This is a genomic window from Streptomyces sp. NPDC054765 (genome assembly GCF_053612065.1).
The window spans coordinates 63,029-81,233 of the sequence record NZ_JBSHBP010000016.1; the positions used below are offsets into that span (position 1 = coordinate 63,029).

The following is an 18,205-nucleotide window of genomic DNA, read 5'->3' on the forward strand; positions in this document are numbered from 1 at the left end:
GCATGAGTGACAACAGCCTGCGCCTGGTGTGGATCTATCCGGACCTGCTGAGCACGTACGGCGACCAGGGCAATGCCCTGGTGGTGGAGCGGCGGGCGCGCCAGCGCGGTCTGGACGTCCAGCGCCTGGACGTACGGTCCGACCAGCAGATCCCCACCTCCGGTGACATCTATCTGATCGGCGGCGGTGAGGACCGCCCGCAGCGGCTGGCCTCCGAGCGGCTGATCCGGGACGGCGGACTGAACCGCGCGGTGTCCAACGGCGCGATCGTCTTCTCGGTCTGCGCCGGCTACCAGATCCTGGGCCATGAGTTCATCAATGACCTCGGGGAGCGGCAGCAGGGCATGGGTCTGCTGGACGTGGTGAGCACCCGCGGCGAGGCCGAGCGCTGTGTCGGCGACGTACTCGCCGATATCGACCCGCAGTTGGGGCTGCCGCCGCTGACCGGATTCGAGAACCACCAGGGCGTGACACATCTGGGCAAGACCGCCCGGCCGTTCGCCAAGGTGCGGTTCGGCAAGGGCAACGGCGTCGGGGACGGCTACGAGGGCGCCTGGAACGACACCGTCTTCGGTACGTACATGCACGGCCCGGTCATGGCGCGCAATCCGCATATCGCCGATCTGCTGATCAAGCTGGCGCTGGATGTCAATGCGCTGCCGCCGGTGGAAGAGCGCTGGTACGAGGCGCTGCGCCAGGAGCGGATCGCCGCGGCGACACAGCCCGCTTGATACCGCACCCGCCCGGATTCAGGTGGTTCGTCGATTTCTGACGTACGCCGGAGTTCACCCCTTTTCGTACGCCCGCAGTCCCGCACTGCGGGCGTACGTGTGCCCGTTGGCCCCGCGCTTGTAGGGTGAGCGGAATCCAACCGGACGACGGGGTCCGGGCCCCCGGTTGAGTTGCAGAGGGTTTTTCGAGCAATGCGTATTGGTGTACTCACCTCCGGCGGCGACTGCCCCGGTCTGAACGCCGTCATCCGCTCCGTCGTCCACCGCGCCACCGCTGATCACGGCGATGAGGTGATCGGCTTCCGCGATGGCTGGAAGGGCCTGCTGGAGTGCGATTACCGCAAGCTCGACCTCGACGCCGTCGGCGGCATCCTGGCGCGCGGCGGCACCATCCTCGGGTCCTCGCGGGTGCAGCCCGCCCATCTGCGGGACGGCGTGGAGCGGGCCCGCGGCCATGTCGCCGAGCTGGGCCTGGACGCGATCATCCCGATCGGCGGCGAGGGCACGCTGAAGGCGGCGCGGCTGCTGTCGGACGCGGGCCTGCCGATCGTCGGCGTACCGAAGACCATCGACAACGACATCGCGGTCACGGACGTGACCTTCGGCTTCGACACCGCGGTGGGCGTGGCCACCGAGGCGCTGGACCGGCTCAAGACCACCGCGGAGTCCCACCAGCGGGTGATGATCGTCGAGGTGATGGGGCGGCACACCGGCTGGATCGCGCTGCACTCGGGCATGGCGGCCGGTGCGCACGCGATTGTGGTGCCGGAGCGGCCCTTCGACATCGACGAGCTCACCGCGCGGGTCGCCGAGCGGTTCGAGGCCGGCAAGAAGTTCGCGATCGTGGTGGTCGCCGAGGGCGCCAAGCCGCGCGAGGGCACCATGTCCTTCGATGCCGGCGGCAAGGACATGTACGGCCATGAGCGGTTCGCCGGAGTCGCCCGGCAGCTGTCCCTGGAGCTGGAGAGCCGCCTCGGCACGGAGGCCCGTCCGGTGATCCTCGGGCATGTCCAGCGCGGCGGTACCCCGACCGCGTACGACCGGGTGCTCGCCACCCGCTTCGGCTGGCACGCCGTCGAGGCCGCGCACCGCGGCGACTTCGGGATGATGACGGCGCTGCGCGGCACCGACATCACCCTGGTGCCGCTGGCCCAGGCCGTGGAAACGCTCAAGACGGTGCCCGTGGAGCGCTACGACGAGGCCGAGTGCGTGCTGTGACCGCGGCACGTTAGTTTGTGCGGCGCGAACCGCCCCCGGCCGATGCCCCGGCCGGGGGCGGTTCTAGTCTTGTCGCCGGAGCATTGGTACGAATCAGGAGCGAGCGGATGGATCACAGCGGGCACGGCATGGACGGCATGAACATGGATCTGCCGCCGTTCACGCTCGCGCGAGGCCTGGAGATCGGTGGTGATCCGTTCTTTCTCGTCGGCTGCCTGCTGGGACTCGGGCTGTACGGCTGGGGGGTGATCCGGCTGCGGCGGCGCGGTGATGCCTGGCCGGTGGGCCGGACCGTCGCCTGGGCCGTGGGCGTACTGACGGTGGCACTGGTGATGTGCACCAAGCTGAACGACTACGGCATGGCGATGTTCAGTGTGCACATGGTCCAGCACATGATCATCAGCATGCTCTCGCCGATCCTGCTGCTCCTCGGGGCGCCGGTGACGCTGGCGCTGCGCGCGCTGCCGGCCGCCGGGCAGGGCCGCAAGGGACCGCGTGAACTGCTGGTGGCACTGCTGCACAGCCGGTACATGCGGATCATCACGCACCCGGCGTTCACCATCCCGCTGTTCATCGCGAGCCTCTATGCGCTCTACTTCTCGCCGCTGTTCGACTTCCTGATGGAGTCGCGGGCCGGGCACATCGGGATGATGGTGCACTTCCTCGCGGTCGGCCTGGTGTTCTTCTGGCCGATCATGGGCGTCGACCCGGGGCCGCACCGGCCCGGTTATGTGATGCGGATGCTGGAGCTGTTCGCGGGCATGCCGTTCCACGCCTTCTTCGGTATCGCGCTGATGATGGCCACCGAGCCGATGGTCAACACCTTCGTGCACCCGCCGGCCTCGCTCGGGATCGAGGCGCTGGCCGACCAGTCGGCCGCCGGCGGCATCGCCTGGGCCTTCAGCGAGATCCCCTCCGTGGTGGTGCTGATCGCCCTGGTCTTCCAGTGGTACAAGTCCGAGGAGCGTCAGTCGCAGCGCACGGACCGGGCCGCCGACCGCAACGGCGACAAGGATCTGGCCGACTACAACGCCTATCTCGCCTCGCTCCACGCACGGGGGCGGTGACGGCAGGCCGCCACTCTGGCGGTACGGGCCGCGGCCGGGGACGATGGTCCCATGGCCGCGGCCCGTGACGTGGGCGTTCCGGGCCGCCGTGAGGAGGTTGCGGGTATGCCCGGATCTGCTAGGACGATGGCCGTGTGCACGGTGGGCGGGCTGGTGATGGCGACCGCGTACACCGCGGCGATGGGCGCCAATGGCTGGCTCTGGTTCTCCTGGGTGGTGCTGGCGCTGGTGACGCTCGGCGTGGTGACGGCGCGGCCGGTCTGAGCGCGCCGGTGCGACGCACGGTGGCGGTGCGCCGCACCGGAAGGCACCGTGGAGGAATGCGCCGCCCCGGTGGGCGCCACCCCCGCAAGGCGCCGCCTCAGAAGCGGAAGAGCGGCCCCGTCGCGGAGTCCATCGTGCAGGCGTTGGGGAACTCCCGGTGCCAGTTCACCGGGATACCGCGCCAGGTGCCGGTCGCACTGGCGGTGACCGGGTCGAACTCCCTGGTGCAGGTGTGCGGCTCGCCGGGCAGCGCGTCGAAGTCGCCGCGCGCCCAGGCCAGCGCGGCGCAGGCGGCGATCGCGTGCGGATGCCTGCCGTGGATGTCCGGGCAGCTGAGCCGCACCCCGCGGGTCCAGGTGTTGCCGGCACCGGACACGGTGAGCAGCAGGCCCTGGTCGGCGGTCGGCGGCTCGTCGGCGTGGGACGGGCCGGCGGAGAGGGTGCCGAGCAGGGCCGCGGACAAGGCGGCAAGCACGCTCACGGTCATGGCGGGGCGGGTCGATCGGCGTCGACGGCTCACGGGCATCGATGTCTCCTGGGAACGCTCGGTGGGATCGCATGCGGGAGCCTGACAAGGACGCGCGGCGCCCGGCGGCCCCAGGCCACCTCGCCGGGCCCCCGCGGGCAAGCGACCACGCCGTGAGGTCGCCCGTACGGCCTGCGACCGCCACCCCGGAGACAAGGGTGGCCGGCAGCGGAGGAGGCGGCTCCGCTGCCGGCCACCGGACCGGGATTACCCCACGCGCTCGATCCGGGCGTGACGGATGAGGAACTTCCCCTCCTCACGTACCTGTTCGAACGCCGCGTTGTTGAGCAGCGCGCAGCTACCCGACGTCGACGTCACGGAGACGGTCGTCGACTTGTTGTTGTCCAGGTTGGTCACCTTCAGTTCGGTGCCGGTGGGGAACTGGTTGCTGGAAGCCGCCTGGGCGCCGCCCTCGCCGGAGAGGGTCACCGTCGAGCCGGCGCAGACCACTTCGCCGCCGGCGGCGGGCGGGTTGTCCGATGCGGGCGGGGCTGCGGAGGCGGAGGGGTCATCGGACGCGGGCGGGGCGTTCGATGCGGGCGGTTCCGCCGATCCGGACGGGGCGCCGGCGGCGGGTGGCTCATCGGCCGCCGGTGGAGCGCCCGCGGCGGCGCCCCCGCCCTCTCCGGGGGAGCAGCCGGCGGCCTTCTGCTTGACCTGGATCTCCTTGATCACGGCCTCGCGGTTGGCGATCCGTGCGGCTGACCGGTCGTCCGGATGGGCCTTCTGGCCGGCGATGAACTTCTCGTTGTTGCTCAGGGCGGAGGCCAGTCCGTCGCACGCCACCGATGCCTGACTGGTGCCCGTGGTGGCGATGGCGATACCGCCGACCAGCGCGGCGGCACTGACGCAGATGATGATCTTCTGGCGCCGGCCGACTCTCTTCTTCCGGGACATCTCTGCACTCCTGTCCTCGGCCTGGACCCTGCGGGCAGGCTCGGTTGCCGGGCAGTACGCCGAGCCAACCCGCCCGCGTTCAAGGCGAGTGGAAAATTATCCGCGGATGTCAAAGCGGATACCGGAAGCAGGCACGGGCCTGAGACGATGTTCCGGTGCGCGTGCTGATGCCGGTCCCCGACCGCGACTTCGATGTCACCGAGGTGGCGGTGCCCTGGCGGCTGCTCACCGACGCCGGCCACCGCGTCGTCTTCGCCACCGAACGGGCCGGCACCCGGCCGGCATGCGACCCGCGGCTGCTGACCGGTGTCCTCTTCGGACAGCTCGGCGCCGCGGAGGAGCCCAGGCGGTTCTACGAAGAGCTCACCCGGAGCGAGGAGTTCACCGCGACCGTCGGCTGGGCGGAGCTGGTACCGGAGGAGTACGACGGGCTGATCCTGCCGGGCGGGCATGCGCCCGGCATGCGGCAGTACCTGGGCTCGCAGGTGCTGCAGCAGCAGGTCGGCAGGTTCTGGGCGCTGGACCGGCCGGTCGGGGCGATCTGCCACGGGGTGCTGGTGGCGGCGCGGGCCCGGGAGGCGTCCACGGGCCGCAGCCTGCTGGCGGACCGGCGGACGACCTGTCTGCCCAAGTACCTGGAACGGACCGCTTATCTGGCCACCGCATGGCGGCTCGGCCGCTACTACCGTACGTATCCGGCGTATGTGGAGGACGAGGTCAGGGCCGCCCTGGAGGACCCGGGTGCCCGTTTCGAGCGGGGACCGAGGGTCCTGGCCACGCGGGGCACCGCGAGCGACGACTCCGCGGCGTTCGCCGTGCAGGACGGCCGCTATCTCTCGGCGCGCTGGCCGGGCGACGCCTATCTCTTCGGGCGCCGCTTTTGCACACTCCTGGAAGCCCCTTCACCCTGACGCCACCATGGGCACCCGGGCCTCTGAGGTGTCCACCGGGTCCCTGCGGCGCGGCGGCCGGTGGTACACACCCTCGCCGCCGTCCCGGCAACCGTGCGGGCACCGGCACCGGCACCGGCACCAAAAGAGTCAGCATCGATCCGGCCGAGGGTGGTTACCCGTGACGGCGCTTGCCCATAAACTCACTGGCCGTCCCGGGGGACCCCGGTGGCCTGGAACGACGTAGCCGACCGGGTGCGCCGACGGAAGGGGAGCTGCCCTGTGCTGTACCAGGTGCTGAAGTACCTGCTTCTCGGGCCGTTGCTGCGGCTGGTGTTCCGGCCGCGGATCGAGGGGCTCGATCATGTGCCGGAGGAGGGCGCGGCGATCATCGCGGGCAATCATCTGTCCTTCGCCGATCACTTCGTGATGCCGGCGATCGTGCCGCGCCGGGTGACCTTCCTGGCCAAGGCGGAGTACTTCACCGGTCCCGGCCTGAAGGGACGGCTGACCGCGGCGTTCTTCCGGGGCGTCGGGCAGATTCCGGTGGACCGCTCCGGGGGCCGCGCCTCGCAGGCGGCGATCTCCTCGGGGCTCTCGGTCCTGCGCAAGGGACGGCTGCTGGGCATCTATCCGGAGGGCACCCGCTCGCATGACGGACGGCTCTACAAGGGGCGTACCGGCGTCGCCTCGATGGCCATCAGAGCCGGGGTGCCGGTGGTGCCGTGCGCGATGATCGGCACGTTCGAGGCGCAGCCGACGGGCCGGCGGCTGCCGCGCGTCATGCGGATCACCATCCGCTTCGGCGCCCCGCTGGAGTTCTCGCGCTATGCGGGGCTGGCGGACGAACGCCTCGCCTTGCGCGCCGTCACCGACGAGATCATGTACGCGATCCTCGCCCTGTCCGGGCAGGAGTACGTCGACACCTACGCGGGCGAGGCCAAGGCCGCGGCGCAGGCCGCGGCGCGGGCACACGGGCGGCGCGGGCCCGGGAAGGGGCCGTCCACGGGCTGAGCGGCCGTGGACTGAGCGGCCAAGCGGACTTCGCGCCCGGCGAGGTCCGCCCGGTGGCGGTGAACCGGGAGGACGATGCGGCGCCGGCCGGGCTGATCGGCGAGGGCTGTGACGTGGTGCTGGACTGTGTGGCGTACGGAGCCGCGCACGCGGCTCAGTTGACCGCGTTGGCGGACCGGATCGGTTCGGCCGTGGTGATCTCCAGTGGCGCGGTGTACGAGGACGACCGCGGGCGCAGTTTCGCCACCCAGGGCGAGCCCGACGGCGCCCCGGCGTATCCGCTGCCGCTGCCGGAGTCCCGGCCGGCCGTGCCGCCCGGCCGGACCGTGCACCGGGGCAGGTGCCGGCGGACCGTGCGGGGAGCGGGGAGCCGCGGGTCGCGCCGATCGCGGGCTGACGACGACAGAGGCGGCCGGGAGGATTTCCGGCCGCCCCTTCATGCCGTCAGCTACGTGTTCATGCCGGTCAGCTACCTGCCGGTTCGTTCACGGCGTCGCTACGGGGCGGCCGGGAGGTCCGAGGCACCCGTGGCGGCGGCCTTGACCGTCGACGTTTTCGGCTGGGGCGTGGCGTGCGGGGCGCAGGTCACGTCCTTGGCATCGGTCTTCCCTTCCAGGAAGTACGCGTCGACCCGGCTGTTGATGCAAGGGTTGACCTGACCGGTGACACCGTGCGAGCCGGCGTCCCGCTCGGTGATCAGGCGCGAGCCCTTGAAGCGGTGGTGCAGTTCGACCGCGCCGGCGTACGGCGTGGCCCCGTCACGGGTGCTCTGCACGATCAGAACGCTCGGCAGGCCCTTGCCGGTCTTGACCTCGACCGGCCGCTGCTGTTTGACCGGCCAGGTGGCGCAGGGGAGGTTCATCCAGGCATTGGACCAGGTCATGAACGGTGCCTGCCGGTGGATGCGGGAGTTGTCGCGGTCCCACTTCTTCCAGCTGGTCGGCCACTTGGTGTCGGTGCACTCGACGGCCGTGTAGACGGCGTTGCCGTTCTCCGCGGTGATGTTGCCGGCGGTGTCCGCCAGGTTCGGCCCGGCGTTCTCGACCAGCGGCTTGGTGTCACCGGAGAGGTACGCGCTCCAGACCTCGGCGACCGAGGCCCACATGGAGTCGTAGTACGGCGCGTTCTGGAAGAAGCCGGTCAGCTCGGCGGGGCCCACGACGCCGCCGATGGGGTTCTTCTTGGCGGTCGCCCGCAGCTTCTCCCACGCCGCCTGGACCTTCTCGGGGGTGGCACCGATGTGGTAGGTGGCGTCGTTCTTGGCCACCCACTTCCGCCAGTCGCCCCAGCGGGTCTCGAAGGCGACATCCTGGTCGAGGTTGGCCTGGTACCAGATGTTCTCGCGGGCCGGGTTGACGACGCTGTCGACGAGCATCCGGCGGACGTGGTCAGGAAAGAGCGTCCCGTAGACGGCGCCGAGGTAGGTGCCGTAGGAAACGCCCAGGTAGTTGAGCTTCTTCTCGCCGAGCGCGGCGCGGATCACATCGAGGTCGCGGGCCGTGTTCGCGGTCGTCATGTACGGCAGGAGACGGCCGCTGCGCTCGGCGCAGCCGTCGGCGTACTCCTTGGCGAGCTTGCGCTGGGCGCGCTTGTCGGCCTCGCTGTCCGGCACCGGGTCGGCCTTCGGGGCCTTGACGAACGCCTGCGGGTCCATGCAGGAGATCGGCGCGGAGTGGCCCACGCCCCGGGGGTCGAAGCCGACGAAGTCGTACGCCGTGGCGGTCTTGGCCCAGAGGGGGTTCTTGGTGGTGATGCGGGTCGGGAACCTCATGCCCGAAGCGCCGGGGCCACCGGGGTTGTAGACGAGGGAGCCCTGTCGCTCCTTCTTGCTGCCGGTGCTGACCGCCCGGTCCACGGCGAGCTTGATCGTACGGCCGTCGGGCCGGGCGTAGTCCACCGGGACGGTGACGTAGCCGCACTGGATGGGCGACTTGAAGCCCCAGTCAGCGGGGCAGTCCTGCCAGTTGATGCCCTTCTTGGCCGCGCGCGCGGCGGCGGTCGCCGCACCGCGCGCTTCGGCCGGACCGCGCTGGTGCTTCTCGCCCGCGCTGGCGGGCGTGGCGGATATCGCTCCGGCGAGGAGCACTCCGGTCACCAGGGTGCCGGCGGCGCCGAGCGCTGCTGTTTTTCTCACGTGATTGATTCCCCCTGCATGGTGTGCCGCTTGTGGCGGCGTTGATCACAGGTCTACGGGGGGATCCTGACGTGTGCCGTCCCCTGTTGAACAGGTTTGGCCCACACTTCTTTACCAACCTGTAGGTTTCCGGCCAATGCCACCGGTCGGCGGCGCCCGGTCCCGCGGCACGCCCGTCGCGCCCCTCGGATCCTCAACTTCGGCCGTATCGAGTGCAGTTGACGAGGTGACAGGACAGTTCACGCCAGGTTCGGACCGTTCGGCCAAGAGGTTCCGGCCATCGCCGACCTGGTGGAGTGCGGTGCGGCGCGATGGCTCCCGGAGGGGCGCGCAGGGGCGAGAATACGTCAATTGCCGTAGACCTGCCCTTCAGGCATGTGCCAGCCGCACAGCTTCAGTAACCTTCCGTGAAGGCTCTCCCACTCACCGCCACAAGGGAGGGCTTCGGCGTTTTCGCGCCCCGTCCGACCGTCGCGAAGGAGATCCGAAGTGCCGGGTATCGATCAGGTGTTGTCCCAAGCGATGGGGATCCCCGGCGTCCGGTGCGCCGGACTGATCGACTGGACCAGTGGTCTGACACTCGGCACGGCAGGGCAGGCACCCCACGGCGATCACGACGCGGCGGCCGCGGACACCGCCGAGGTGGTGCAGGCCGTGACCCGCAACGCCACCTTCGACACCACGGGCGGCGCCGGCCCGGCTCTCGAAGACCTCATCATCACGGCTGCGGGCAGCTACCACCTCATCCGCTTTGTGCACACGGCCTTCGACAGCCAGACCTATCTCTACCTCTGGCTGGACCGCGCACAGGCCAATCTCGCCCTCGCCCGGCTACGGCTGCGCGATCTGGCGGCGGAGCTGGTCGCGCCCTGACGGCGCGCTCCGCCACACCGCACGAACGGTAAGGGAACCAGCCATGGGCCTGCCCATATCTCCTCACCCGCCCGCCCCGGCCGGGCTGCTCGACCGCTTTGCCGCCGAACGCGTCACCGGCGCCCTCAGCGGTCCGCACGGCTGCTTCTACCTTCTCGACGGTGCGGTCTACTGCATCGAGGGCACCGCCGCCCCGGGGCTCGACATACGCCTCACCGCGGCCGGCAAACTGCCGCCGCAGGGCTGGCAGTACGCCGCCGAAACGGCGGGGCCGCAGCAGAGCGGCGGTCAATTCCTGGTCAGCGAGGGCTGGTTGACCCAGGGCGAACTGGAGATATGCCATCTCGCCGCCCTGCTCGACGCCGCGTTCTTCGCCTTGCCGCTGACGCCCGAGACCACCTCCTTCACCCCCGGCACCGGGCATTGGCTGGGTGTCATACGTCCCATCAGCGCCCTCGCCCTCCAGCAGGCGACGGCCCGCCGCCGGCTACTGCTCGACCGGCTGCGCCCCTGGGCGGCGGTCGACTCCTCCCCCGTCGTGCCGGTCCGCCCGCCCGCCCCGGCCCCCACCACCCGCCGCCAACGGCGGCTGCTCGACCGCGCCGACGGCCGCCACACACCTCATGAACTGGCCCGGGTGCTGGGCCAGTCCGCGTTCGGCACGCTCCTGGACATCCGGCGCCTCGCCGCCGCCGGCCTGGTCCATGTCCCCCTGGCACCGGCGCCGCTCCCCCGGCGGCGGCCCGGCGCCTGTCTGAGCGACCCCACCCCCGTCGCCGCAGGAGACCCCGCCGCGACCTGGCAACTACCGGTACCGGACGTCCTCGACCCCACCGATCCGGACATTGCCCTCCTTGTCCGACTGCGTACGGCGTTGGAGGAAAACCTGTGAGCCCTTGCCCACGAAGACCGTGCACCCCATGAGGCGCGTCATCAGAAGGCACGCCGTGAAAAGGAGACTGATGACGATTGAACCCCGGATACGGGAGGAACTGCATACGCTGCGCGATCAAGTGCGCCATTTCCAGGGCGGGATGGTGGCGAGCGTGGACGGCATGGTGATCGCCCATGATCTGCCGGATATCGAACCGGACGGCCTGGCCGCCCTGACCGCCGCGGCGATCGGCGTCGCCAAACGTCTCACCGACGCGACCGGACAGGGCGCCTTCGAGGAATCCCTGACGCGCGGCGCCGACGGCTATATCGCGGCCTACTCGGCCGGACGCCGCGCCGTCCTGACCGCCGTGGCCAGCCCCGACACCAATGTGGGGCGGCTTCATCTACAGGCCAGAAAGGCCGCGGCCCGCATCGGGGACCTCGTGGACGCACACCCCCATCGGTAGGAGAACGTCCCCCACACACCCGCAGCAATGCGGAAACCGGAAAGCCGGGAGACCGGAACGAAGCCGGAAACCCGGGAGACCGGGAGACCGGGAGACCGGGAGACCGGAACCCGGAAACCAAGAAGAACCGTCAAGTAATCCGAAAGGTCTGAACCCCTCATGGCTCAACTGGAATCCGCTCTCGCCAACGCGATGTCGACCATCGAGGGCGCGGTCGGCGTCGCCCTGGTCGACTACACCAGCGGTATGGCCCTGGCCACTCTGGGCGACAACCAGGCTCTGGACCTCAATGTGGCGGCGGCCGGCAACACGGATGTCGTACGCGCCAAGATGCGCACCATGGAGATGCTGGAACTCCAGGGCTCCATCGAGGACATGCTCATCACCCTGACCGCGCAGTACCACATCATCCGCCCGGTCACAGGAAAGAGCGGCAGCGGCCTCTTCCTCTATCTGGTGCTGGACCGCAAGCGCGCCAATCTTGCGCTGGCCCGCCACCGCCTTGCCGCGTTGGAAGCCGATCTGGAGGTGTGAGAGGGCGGCGGCGCGCTCACTCGGCCACGGCCCCCAGGGCGGCGGCCTCCTCCAGAAGCCGCCGCAGCCGTAGCGCGTCCGGGGCCACGGCCGTGGCCAGGGCCCCGGGACCCGCGAGCGGTGCCAGGACGCCCTGCCCCGCCCCGTCGTCCGGCCGCCCGGCCGCCCGGCCGCCGCGCCGCCGAGCAGCCGCACCTCGGCCGGCGCCGCCTCGAACTCCGGCCCGATGAGCAGGAATTGACCGAGGGCGCGGTGCCCGCCCAGGACGGCCGGGGTGTCCCAGCCGGGGACGCCGGGCCCGTACGCCGTCTCCTGGTCGAGCAGGGTCCGGCCGGCCCGGCGGACGGTGAGCCGGCTGCGCAGCGCGCCGGTGTGCTCGCCGCTGCGTCCCAGGACCTGTTCCTCGCGGAGTACCAGGCATGCGGTGGGGGCCAGTTCGACGGTGGTGGTCATCCGCAGGTCGCTGCCCGCCGCGGAGATCAGCGGTTCGGGCAGCCAGTCGAGCCGCGCCCCGTCGCCCACCGTCAACCGCACGTCGTAGCGGGCCTGCTCGCCCGTACGGCCGGGCAGCGCGACGGTCGCGGCGGCGGCCGTGAGGTGCAGCGCGCTGCCCGCCTCGGCGGTGGCCTCGAGGGCCAGCCGGTCGCCGCCGAGCGGGGCGCTCATGGCGCCCACGACGCAGACCCGGGCCTGGTCACCGTGCCCGCGGACGCGGCGCAACGCGAGCGGGCCGTCGCCGTCGGGGAAGGTGGCCTCGACCTGCACGTCGTGGATCATCTCGGGGACGCCGTCCATGACGTCGTCGCGGGTGAGCACCTTGCGGCCGGAGGACATGAGCTCGGCGACGGTCCGGCCGTCCCGCGCGCCTTCGAGGATGTGCACGGTCAGCAGGGCAATCGATTCCGGGTGGTTCAGCTTCACCCCCCGGGAGCGTCGCTTTTCGGCCACATCTGCCGCCACATGAATCATCAAGCGTTCCTGTTCATGCGGGGTCAGTTGCATACGTGCCACCTCACAGTCTTCCCGCCCGGACACATTCACCCAGGTCACAGGCGCGGACACACCCGTGACGATAGATGCACCATGCAGTAATTAAAGGAGGAGCGAACCGGCTTCCAGCACTTGGCCATCAACAACCCCGTCCCGAGGCCAGGTCGGCGGGATTTCGTCGGCGTGACAGCCAGGGACACCTTCGCGTCCCCTCATACACCTGAGGTAACGCGGCCTCATGACCGTCCGTTACGGCACGGCAACCGACTCCCGGGACGGCCTCACCCCCGCGTTCCCGCGGAAGCGCACGGAATCCGATGGCGAAATACGCACCGCGGAGACCGGCGGCACCCAGGGAACGGAGACCTCCCCACGCCGTCAACCACCATGATCACCGCAAAACAGACGCGCCCCCGCTCAGCGAACTCGACTGTCCGATATGCGCTCTTGACGGTTTCCGGAGTGATCGCAATTCTCTTGGGCGCATCAACATGTGCGCGTCAAGCATGTGCGCACCGAAGCAGCTCCGCCCCCCACACAAGTATCGGAGCCACACCGTGACTCGTTCCACACGAATACGCCGGGCCGTGCTGGCCGCGGGCGCCGTCACCGCCCTGGCCGCCACCGTCTTCACCGCGGCCGGCGCCTACGCCGATCCCGCACCGGCGGCCGCCCCGGACATCGACGTCAAGGCCGTCAAGGCGGATCTGGACCAACTGCAGTCCATCGCCGACGCCAACGGCGGCAACCGGGCCCATGGAAAGCCGGGCCACAAGGCTTCCATCGACTTCCTCAAGGAGAAGCTGGACAAGGCCGGATTCACCACCAAGGTCCAGGAGTTCGACAACGGCGGCGCCAAGGGCTACAACCTCGTCGCCGACTGGCCGGGCGGCGACGAGAGCAAGACCGTGATGTCCGGCGCCCACGTGGACTCGGTCCCGGCGGGCCCCGGCATCAATGACGACGGCTCCGGTTCGGCCGGCATCCTCGAGGTGGCGCTCGCCGTCGCCAAGTCGGGCTTCAAGCCCGCCAAGCACCTGCGGTTCGCCTGGTTCGGCGACGAAGAGGACGGCATGGTCGGCTCGCAGCACTACGTCGACAGCCTCGGCGCCGACAAGTCGAAGATCGACTCGTATCTGAACTTCGACATGATCGGATCGCCGAACCCGGGCTACTTCGTCTATGACGACGACACCCGCCTGGAGAAGGTCTTCAAGGACTGGTTCGCCACGAAGAACATCGCCACCGAGAAGGAGACCGAGGGCGACGGGCGCTCCGACCACGCCTCGTTCAAGGACGCGGGCATCCCGGTGGGCGGCCTCTTCTCCGGCGCGGACTACATCAAGACCGACGCACAGGCGAAGGCCTGGGGCGGCACGGCAGGCAAGGCCTTCGACGCCTGCTACCACCAGGCCTGCGACACCTCGAAGAACATCGACGACAAGGCGCTCGACAACAACAGCGACGCCATCGCCCACGCGGTGTGGGAACTCAGCTCCTGAGCCACCCGCCCCACCGCACGGTCAGCGCCTGCTGAACCGTCAGCGCTCGCGACCCGGCCGCCGGCCCCCGGCAGCCGGGTCGCGGTGTTCCGCGGCGATACCGAACCGCCGTCGTTCGCCCGCAGCGGACGGAAGCTGCCGCACGGTGGAGACCGTGCTGATCACCTGCTCGTCCTCCGCGTCCTGTTCGCGCCGCCCCAGCTCTTCAAGTAGCTGCAGGTCAGCGGCGGATACCAGCGCCACCAGCGGTTTGCCGTGGCGGGTGACGACCACCCGCTCACCGCCGTAGACGACTCGGTTGATCAGATCCGCCAGCTCCGCACGAGCTTGCGTCACCGGAATTTCGTAGGCCATGCTCCCATTCTAACGGGATGTACGTCCTGTACATTTCTTACGGAGGAGAGGAGCAGACATGCTGCGACCGACGGCCCGCCATGTCCTTCCGGAGTTCACCGAGCGCACCGCACAGGGGACGCGCACGATGGACCCGTATTCCAAGCTGCTCGGCGAGCGCATCGTCTTCCTGGGCACCCCGATCGACGACGCCTCCGCCAATGACGTGATGGCGCAGTTCATCCACCTCGAACATGCCGCGCCCGAGCAGGACATCTCGCTCTACATCAACTCCCCCGGCGGCTCGTTCACCGCGATGACCGCCATCTACGACACGATGCACTTCGTGTCGTGCGACGTGGAGACCGTCTGCCTGGGCCAGGCCGCCTCCTCCGCCGCGGTGCTGCTGGCCGCCGGCGCGCCAGGGAAGCGGCTGGCACTGCCCGGGGCCCGGATCCTCATCCACCAGCCGTCGTTCAGCGAACCCGTCCAGGGGCAGGCCACCGATCTGCAGATCCAGGCGGCGGAAATGCTGCGCACCCGCGACATGCTGGAGGAGATGCTCGCCCGGCACACCGGACAGACCCGTGAGCGGATCGCCGCCGACATCGAGCGCGACAAGATCTTCGATGCCCACGCCGCCCAGGAGTACGGCCTGATCGACGGGCTCACCCGCAGCCGCAAGCAGTCGGCGCTCCGGCCCGCGGCGCGGTGAGCCCGGTGCTGCCGCCCGAACCGTCGCCGCTGCCCGCGCTGACCCGCGCCGAGGGCGAGCTGATCGACAGCTATCTGGAGGTGATCGACCTGCTGGGCCGGATCAACCCGGGCCGCTGCGGCGGCACCTACAGCGGGCTGCGCGCCGCCCAGGCACTGGTGGGCAAGGCCACCCGCCTACGGGACGCGCTGACGCTGATGCACAGCCGGGGCGAGAGCGAGCTGCACCGCGCGACGCTGACCCGGGCGCTGCGGGTGCTGGACGGTGAACGCCGGGCCGGGCTCGTGACGCTGCCGCCGCCCGGGGAGAACTGACCCGACACACACGCCGGCGCCTGCACATACGGCGTAGCGTCCGCGCCTGTTGCAAGGAGGCGACGAATTGCGCGGGGCGGACACATTCCTCCGACCCCCGATGTTTCGCCCCTGGTCCGCGGGGTGCGACACCCCGGGCCACGGCACCCGAGGGAACAAAACTAACCATTCGGGTCAATTGTGACCCATGTCACACAGGCCCGTTTCAGCTCGGAATTCGGGTCCCGGGTAAGTGACGATCCCTTCGACGACAAGACCCCGCCACAGCGACGGGGCGGTCCGGACGGGCGCCTAATCCCGCCGCCGTGCCGGACGTCCGGTCGACGATGTGGACCGGCGGGAGCGGAGGACCCGAGCAGGACGGGGTCCCGGCCTTCACGGCCGAGGGCTCCTTGGGGTGAAGCCGTACGCACGGCCGGGCATCTTCGCCTGCCCGAACCCGACAGGTCTTCCTTCGCAGGCGGCTGACGAAGGGTTTGCGCATGACCATGCGCATGCATACGCCGAATCTGCTGGTGCGCGCCGGCACCGTCACCGCTCTGACGCTGGTCACCCTCGGCGGGACCACGATCGCCCCGGGGGCGGCCGGGAACGCCGAAGCCGCATCCGTGTCCGCCCATGCGCTGCGGATCGCGGCTTCCAAGAGGGGGGCTCCCTACAAGTACGGCGCCCAAGGGCCGCATGCCTTCGACTGTTCGGGGCTGATGCTGTACTCGTTCAAGCACGCCGGACGGGTCCTGCCACGCACCGCCGCCGCGCAGTACGGCCGTACCCGGCATGTCCCGGCCTCCGCGCGCCGGCGCGGCGACCTGGTCTTCTTCCATTCGCGCAGCGGCATCTACCACGTCGGCATCTACGCGGGCCAGGGCCGGATGTGGCATGCGCCCAAGGCCGGGAGCGTGGTGCGGCTGGAGCGGATCTGGAGCCGCACGGTCTGGTACGGGCGCGTGGGCTGAGCTGCGGACCGGAGGACGCCGTGGGTGCGGCCACCGTCAGGCGAGTACCAGTTCGGCCAGCAGGATGCCTCCCAGGGCCGTGAGCAACGCTCCCGTGGTGACCTCCAGGGCTCGGGCCACCTGCGGGCGGCGCAGCCAGCCGCCCAGCCGGTCGACGAGCAGCGCGACGGCGGGGAACCACACCAGTGCCATGGCCACGACCATGGTCGCGAGCAGCAGCGTACGGGGCAGCGCGGGCCGGCCGGCCGGGACGAACTGCGGGAGCAGGCTGAGGAAGAGTACGGGTGCCTTGGGGTTGAGCGCATTGGTCAGAAAGCCCTGACGCAGGCTCTGCGCGGTGCCCAGGAGAGCGGCGGGCCGACGGCCGCCGGCCGGTGCAGTGCCGGCACGTCCGGCCGTGCGGTCCGGGGTGGCCGTACGGTCCGGAGTGGCCGTGCGGTCCGGGGTGTCCGGGGTGGCCGTGCGGTCCGGGGGCGCCGTACGGTCCGGGCCGGCCACCGGGCGGCGCACGGCCGCGGTCAGGGCGCGGACGCCCAGGTACAACAGGTAGGCACCGCCGAGGAGTTGGACGGCCCCGAAGAGTGCGGGTACGGCGACCAGTACCGCCGCGAGCCCGGCCACCGCCAGGGCGGTGTGCACCAGCAGCCCGCCCGAGACTCCGACGGCGGTCGCCACCCCCGCCCGGCGCGAGTCGAGCGCATTGCGCACCACGACCGCGAAATCCGCGCCCGGCATGGCGACCATGCCCGCGGCGATTCCGGTGAAGGCGATCAGCTGTCCGTCCATGAGAGCAGCTTCGCCCGTCCGAGGCTTTAATAGGTATTGGCAATGTTCTTGGAGAGCCTGAAGAGATCCTTATGTACGACCCCACACGCCTGGCCGCCCTGGTAGCGGTGGCGGAGGCCGGTTCGATCACCCGGGCCGCCACCCGGCTGGGCTACACCGCGCCCGCGCTCTCCCAGCAGCTCGCCAAGCTGGAGCGGGAGGCCGGGACGGCGCTGCTGGTGCGCCACCATCGCGGGGCGCGGCTGACGGCGGCCGGTGAGCTGCTGCTCGTACGGGCCCGGCGGGTCCTCGACGAGCTGGATCAGGCGCGGCACGAGCTGTCCCGGCTGGCGGGGCTGTCCGGCGGCCGGCTGCGGGTCGGCACGTTCATGACCGCCGGCACCCATCTGCTGCCGCCCGCGCTCAGCGCATTCCGGCGGGCGCACCCCGATGTGGAGCTGAGCGTGACGGAGTACGTACCGCCGCAGGCGACCGCGGCGGTGGCGCTGGGCGAGGTCGATCTGGCGCTGACGCATGAGTATGTGCCGGGCGAGGCGATGCCGGCGCCGGAGGGCGTGCGTCTGGAGCCGCTGCTGACCGAGGAGCTGGTGCTCGTCACCGCGCCCGGCCATGCCCTCTCGGCGGGCTCCGGACGACTGCCGCTGGCCGGCCTGGCCGGCCAGCCGCTGGTCAGTATGGCGCCCGCCGACCCCAACCGGCGCGGGGTGGAGGCGGCACTTGCGGCCGCCGGGGCGAGTGAGGCGGTGCGCTGCGAGTCGCCGGGCTATGCGGTGGTGTGTGCGCTGGTGAGCGCGGGGCTCGGGGTGGCGGTGGTCCCGCAGATGGTGGCGGAGGGATCGGTGACCCCGCTGGGGGTCCGCCGGCTGGACCCGCCGGAGCTGCACCGCCGGATCTCGGTGGCCTACCGCCCCGGCGCCACCCCGGCCGCGGAGACGTTCCGGGCCCTGCTGCGCGGAGCCTTCACCCGCCACTCCGCCGCGCCATGACGACGGGGACGGCCGGAGCCGACGGCACCCGCGGCTATCACGGCGACACCTGGCAGCCTCAGCGGCCGGCGGCCGAGGGTGCGCCGGGGACGGTCAGGGCCGACGGCGCCTTCCCCGGACGGCGGCCGGCCA

Annotated in this window: 20 protein-coding genes, 1 pseudogene and 1 riboswitch; of the genes and pseudogenes, 15 read left to right on the plus strand and 6 right to left on the minus strand. The window is 70.7% G+C overall.

Annotation, left to right across the window (positions count from 1 at the left end; translation table 11 throughout):
• Nucleotides 1-2: 2 nt before the first annotated feature.
• The 4 genes from ACWGJY_RS13230 to ACWGJY_RS13245 all read left to right on the plus strand — a co-directional run bounded on the left by ACWGJY_RS13230 (nt 3) and on the right by ACWGJY_RS13245 (nt 3,280).
• A complete protein-coding gene (locus ACWGJY_RS13230; RefSeq protein ID WP_453260890.1) occupies nt 3-731 on the plus strand; it encodes a type 1 glutamine amidotransferase in 729 nt (242 codons plus the stop codon).
• 192 nt (nt 732-923) lie between these two features.
• Nucleotides 924-1,949 carry a 6-phosphofructokinase gene (locus ACWGJY_RS13235; protein WP_453260891.1) on the plus strand — a complete coding sequence of 342 codons (1,026 nt, stop codon included), beginning with the start codon at nt 924-926 and terminating at the stop codon, nt 1,947-1,949.
• A 107-nt stretch (nt 1,950-2,056) separates the two neighbouring features.
• A complete protein-coding gene (locus ACWGJY_RS13240) occupies nt 2,057-3,016 on the plus strand; it encodes a cytochrome c oxidase assembly protein (protein WP_453260892.1) in 960 nt (319 codons plus the stop codon).
• Nucleotides 3,017-3,121: 105 nt separating this feature from the next.
• The gene (locus ACWGJY_RS13245; protein WP_453260893.1) at nt 3,122-3,280 is read left to right on the plus strand and encodes a hypothetical protein; all 159 of its coding nucleotides are present in this window, start codon (nt 3,122-3,124) and stop codon (nt 3,278-3,280) included.
• 97 nt (nt 3,281-3,377) lie between these two features.
• On the opposite strand, the gene ACWGJY_RS13250 is transcribed toward ACWGJY_RS13245, so the two are convergent.
• On the minus strand, nt 3,378-3,767 hold the full coding sequence (locus ACWGJY_RS13250; protein ID WP_453260894.1) for an SSI family serine proteinase inhibitor: 390 nt from the start codon (nt 3,765-3,767) through the stop codon (nt 3,378-3,380).
• A 246-nt stretch (nt 3,768-4,013) separates the two neighbouring features.
• Nucleotides 4,014-4,703 carry a hypothetical protein gene (locus ACWGJY_RS13255; RefSeq protein ID WP_453260895.1) on the minus strand — a complete coding sequence of 230 codons (690 nt, stop codon included), beginning with the start codon at nt 4,701-4,703 and terminating at the stop codon, nt 4,014-4,016.
• A 155-nt stretch (nt 4,704-4,858) separates the two neighbouring features.
• Here ACWGJY_RS13255 and ACWGJY_RS13260 point away from each other — a divergent pair, with 155 nt between their 5' ends.
• Both ACWGJY_RS13260 and ACWGJY_RS13265 read left to right on the plus strand, forming a co-directional pair.
• Nucleotides 4,859-5,614, plus strand: a complete 756-nt coding sequence (locus ACWGJY_RS13260; RefSeq protein ID WP_453260896.1) for a type 1 glutamine amidotransferase domain-containing protein — start codon at nt 4,859-4,861, stop codon at nt 5,612-5,614.
• A gap of 261 nt (nt 5,615-5,875) precedes the next feature.
• The gene (locus ACWGJY_RS13265) at nt 5,876-6,607 is read left to right on the plus strand and encodes a lysophospholipid acyltransferase family protein (protein WP_453260897.1); all 732 of its coding nucleotides are present in this window, start codon (nt 5,876-5,878) and stop codon (nt 6,605-6,607) included.
• 496 nt (nt 6,608-7,103) lie between these two features.
• On the opposite strand, the gene ACWGJY_RS13270 is transcribed toward ACWGJY_RS13265, so the two are convergent.
• Entirely contained in the window at nt 7,104-8,741 is a 1,638-nt protein-coding gene (locus ACWGJY_RS13270; protein WP_453260898.1) for an alpha/beta hydrolase, read from the minus strand.
• A gap of 489 nt (nt 8,742-9,230) precedes the next feature.
• On the opposite strand from ACWGJY_RS13270, the gene ACWGJY_RS13275 reads away from it, so the two are divergent.
• The 4 genes from ACWGJY_RS13275 to ACWGJY_RS13290 all read left to right on the plus strand — a co-directional run bounded on the left by ACWGJY_RS13275 (nt 9,231) and on the right by ACWGJY_RS13290 (nt 11,491).
• Nucleotides 9,231-9,614 carry a hypothetical protein gene (locus ACWGJY_RS13275; protein WP_453260899.1) on the plus strand — a complete coding sequence of 128 codons (384 nt, stop codon included), beginning with the start codon at nt 9,231-9,233 and terminating at the stop codon, nt 9,612-9,614.
• Nucleotides 9,615-9,657: 43 nt separating this feature from the next.
• Entirely contained in the window at nt 9,658-10,506 is an 849-nt protein-coding gene (locus ACWGJY_RS13280; RefSeq protein ID WP_453260900.1) for a hypothetical protein, read from the plus strand.
• Nucleotides 10,507-10,576: 70 nt separating this feature from the next.
• The gene (locus ACWGJY_RS13285; RefSeq protein ID WP_453260901.1) at nt 10,577-10,957 is read left to right on the plus strand and encodes a roadblock/LC7 domain-containing protein; all 381 of its coding nucleotides are present in this window, start codon (nt 10,577-10,579) and stop codon (nt 10,955-10,957) included.
• 159 nt (nt 10,958-11,116) lie between these two features.
• Nucleotides 11,117-11,491, plus strand: coding sequence for a hypothetical protein (locus ACWGJY_RS13290; RefSeq protein ID WP_453260902.1), 375 nt, complete (start codon nt 11,117-11,119; stop codon nt 11,489-11,491).
• Between the two features lie 16 nt (nt 11,492-11,507).
• On the opposite strand, the pseudogene ACWGJY_RS13295 reads toward ACWGJY_RS13290, so the two are convergent.
• Nucleotides 11,508-12,493: pseudogene (locus ACWGJY_RS13295) on the minus strand (urease subunit gamma).
• Nucleotides 12,494-13,038: 545 nt separating this feature from the next.
• Here ACWGJY_RS13295 and ACWGJY_RS13300 point away from each other — a divergent pair.
• Complete coding sequence (locus ACWGJY_RS13300) at nt 13,039-13,983, plus strand: M28 family metallopeptidase (RefSeq protein WP_453260903.1); 945 nt, start codon at nt 13,039-13,041, stop codon at nt 13,981-13,983.
• Between the two features lie 39 nt (nt 13,984-14,022).
• On the opposite strand, the gene ACWGJY_RS13305 is transcribed toward ACWGJY_RS13300, so the two are convergent.
• Nucleotides 14,023-14,337: a type II toxin-antitoxin system Phd/YefM family antitoxin gene (locus tag ACWGJY_RS13305; protein WP_453260904.1), complete on the minus strand. Its 315-nt coding sequence runs from the start codon at nt 14,335-14,337 to the stop codon at nt 14,023-14,025.
• A 58-nt stretch (nt 14,338-14,395) separates the two neighbouring features.
• On the opposite strand from ACWGJY_RS13305, the gene ACWGJY_RS13310 reads away from it, so the two are divergent.
• The 3 genes from ACWGJY_RS13310 to ACWGJY_RS13320 all read left to right on the plus strand — a co-directional run bounded on the left by ACWGJY_RS13310 (nt 14,396) and on the right by ACWGJY_RS13320 (nt 16,301).
• Entirely contained in the window at nt 14,396-15,031 is a 636-nt protein-coding gene (locus ACWGJY_RS13310) for an ATP-dependent Clp protease proteolytic subunit (RefSeq protein WP_453260905.1), read from the plus strand.
• A 5-nt stretch (nt 15,032-15,036) separates the two neighbouring features.
• Nucleotides 15,037-15,345 carry a hypothetical protein gene (locus ACWGJY_RS13315; protein WP_453260906.1) on the plus strand — a complete coding sequence of 103 codons (309 nt, stop codon included), beginning with the start codon at nt 15,037-15,039 and terminating at the stop codon, nt 15,343-15,345.
• 291 nt (nt 15,346-15,636) lie between these two features.
• Nucleotides 15,637-15,823, plus strand: a riboswitch (cyclic di-AMP (ydaO/yuaA leader).
• A 4-nt stretch (nt 15,824-15,827) separates the two neighbouring features.
• On the plus strand, nt 15,828-16,301 hold the full coding sequence (locus ACWGJY_RS13320) for a C40 family peptidase (protein ID WP_453260907.1): 474 nt from the start codon (nt 15,828-15,830) through the stop codon (nt 16,299-16,301).
• 36 nt (nt 16,302-16,337) lie between these two features.
• Here the strand turns inward: ACWGJY_RS13320 and ACWGJY_RS13325 are convergent, their stop codons facing one another.
• Nucleotides 16,338-17,087 carry a LysE family translocator gene (locus ACWGJY_RS13325; RefSeq protein ID WP_453260908.1) on the minus strand — a complete coding sequence of 250 codons (750 nt, stop codon included), beginning with the start codon at nt 17,085-17,087 and terminating at the stop codon, nt 16,338-16,340.
• 71 nt (nt 17,088-17,158) lie between these two features.
• Between ACWGJY_RS13325 and ACWGJY_RS13330 the strand changes: the two genes are divergently transcribed.
• Complete coding sequence (locus tag ACWGJY_RS13330; protein WP_453260909.1) at nt 17,159-18,073, plus strand: LysR family transcriptional regulator; 915 nt, start codon at nt 17,159-17,161, stop codon at nt 18,071-18,073.
• The last annotated feature ends 132 nt before the right edge of the window (nt 18,074-18,205 follow it).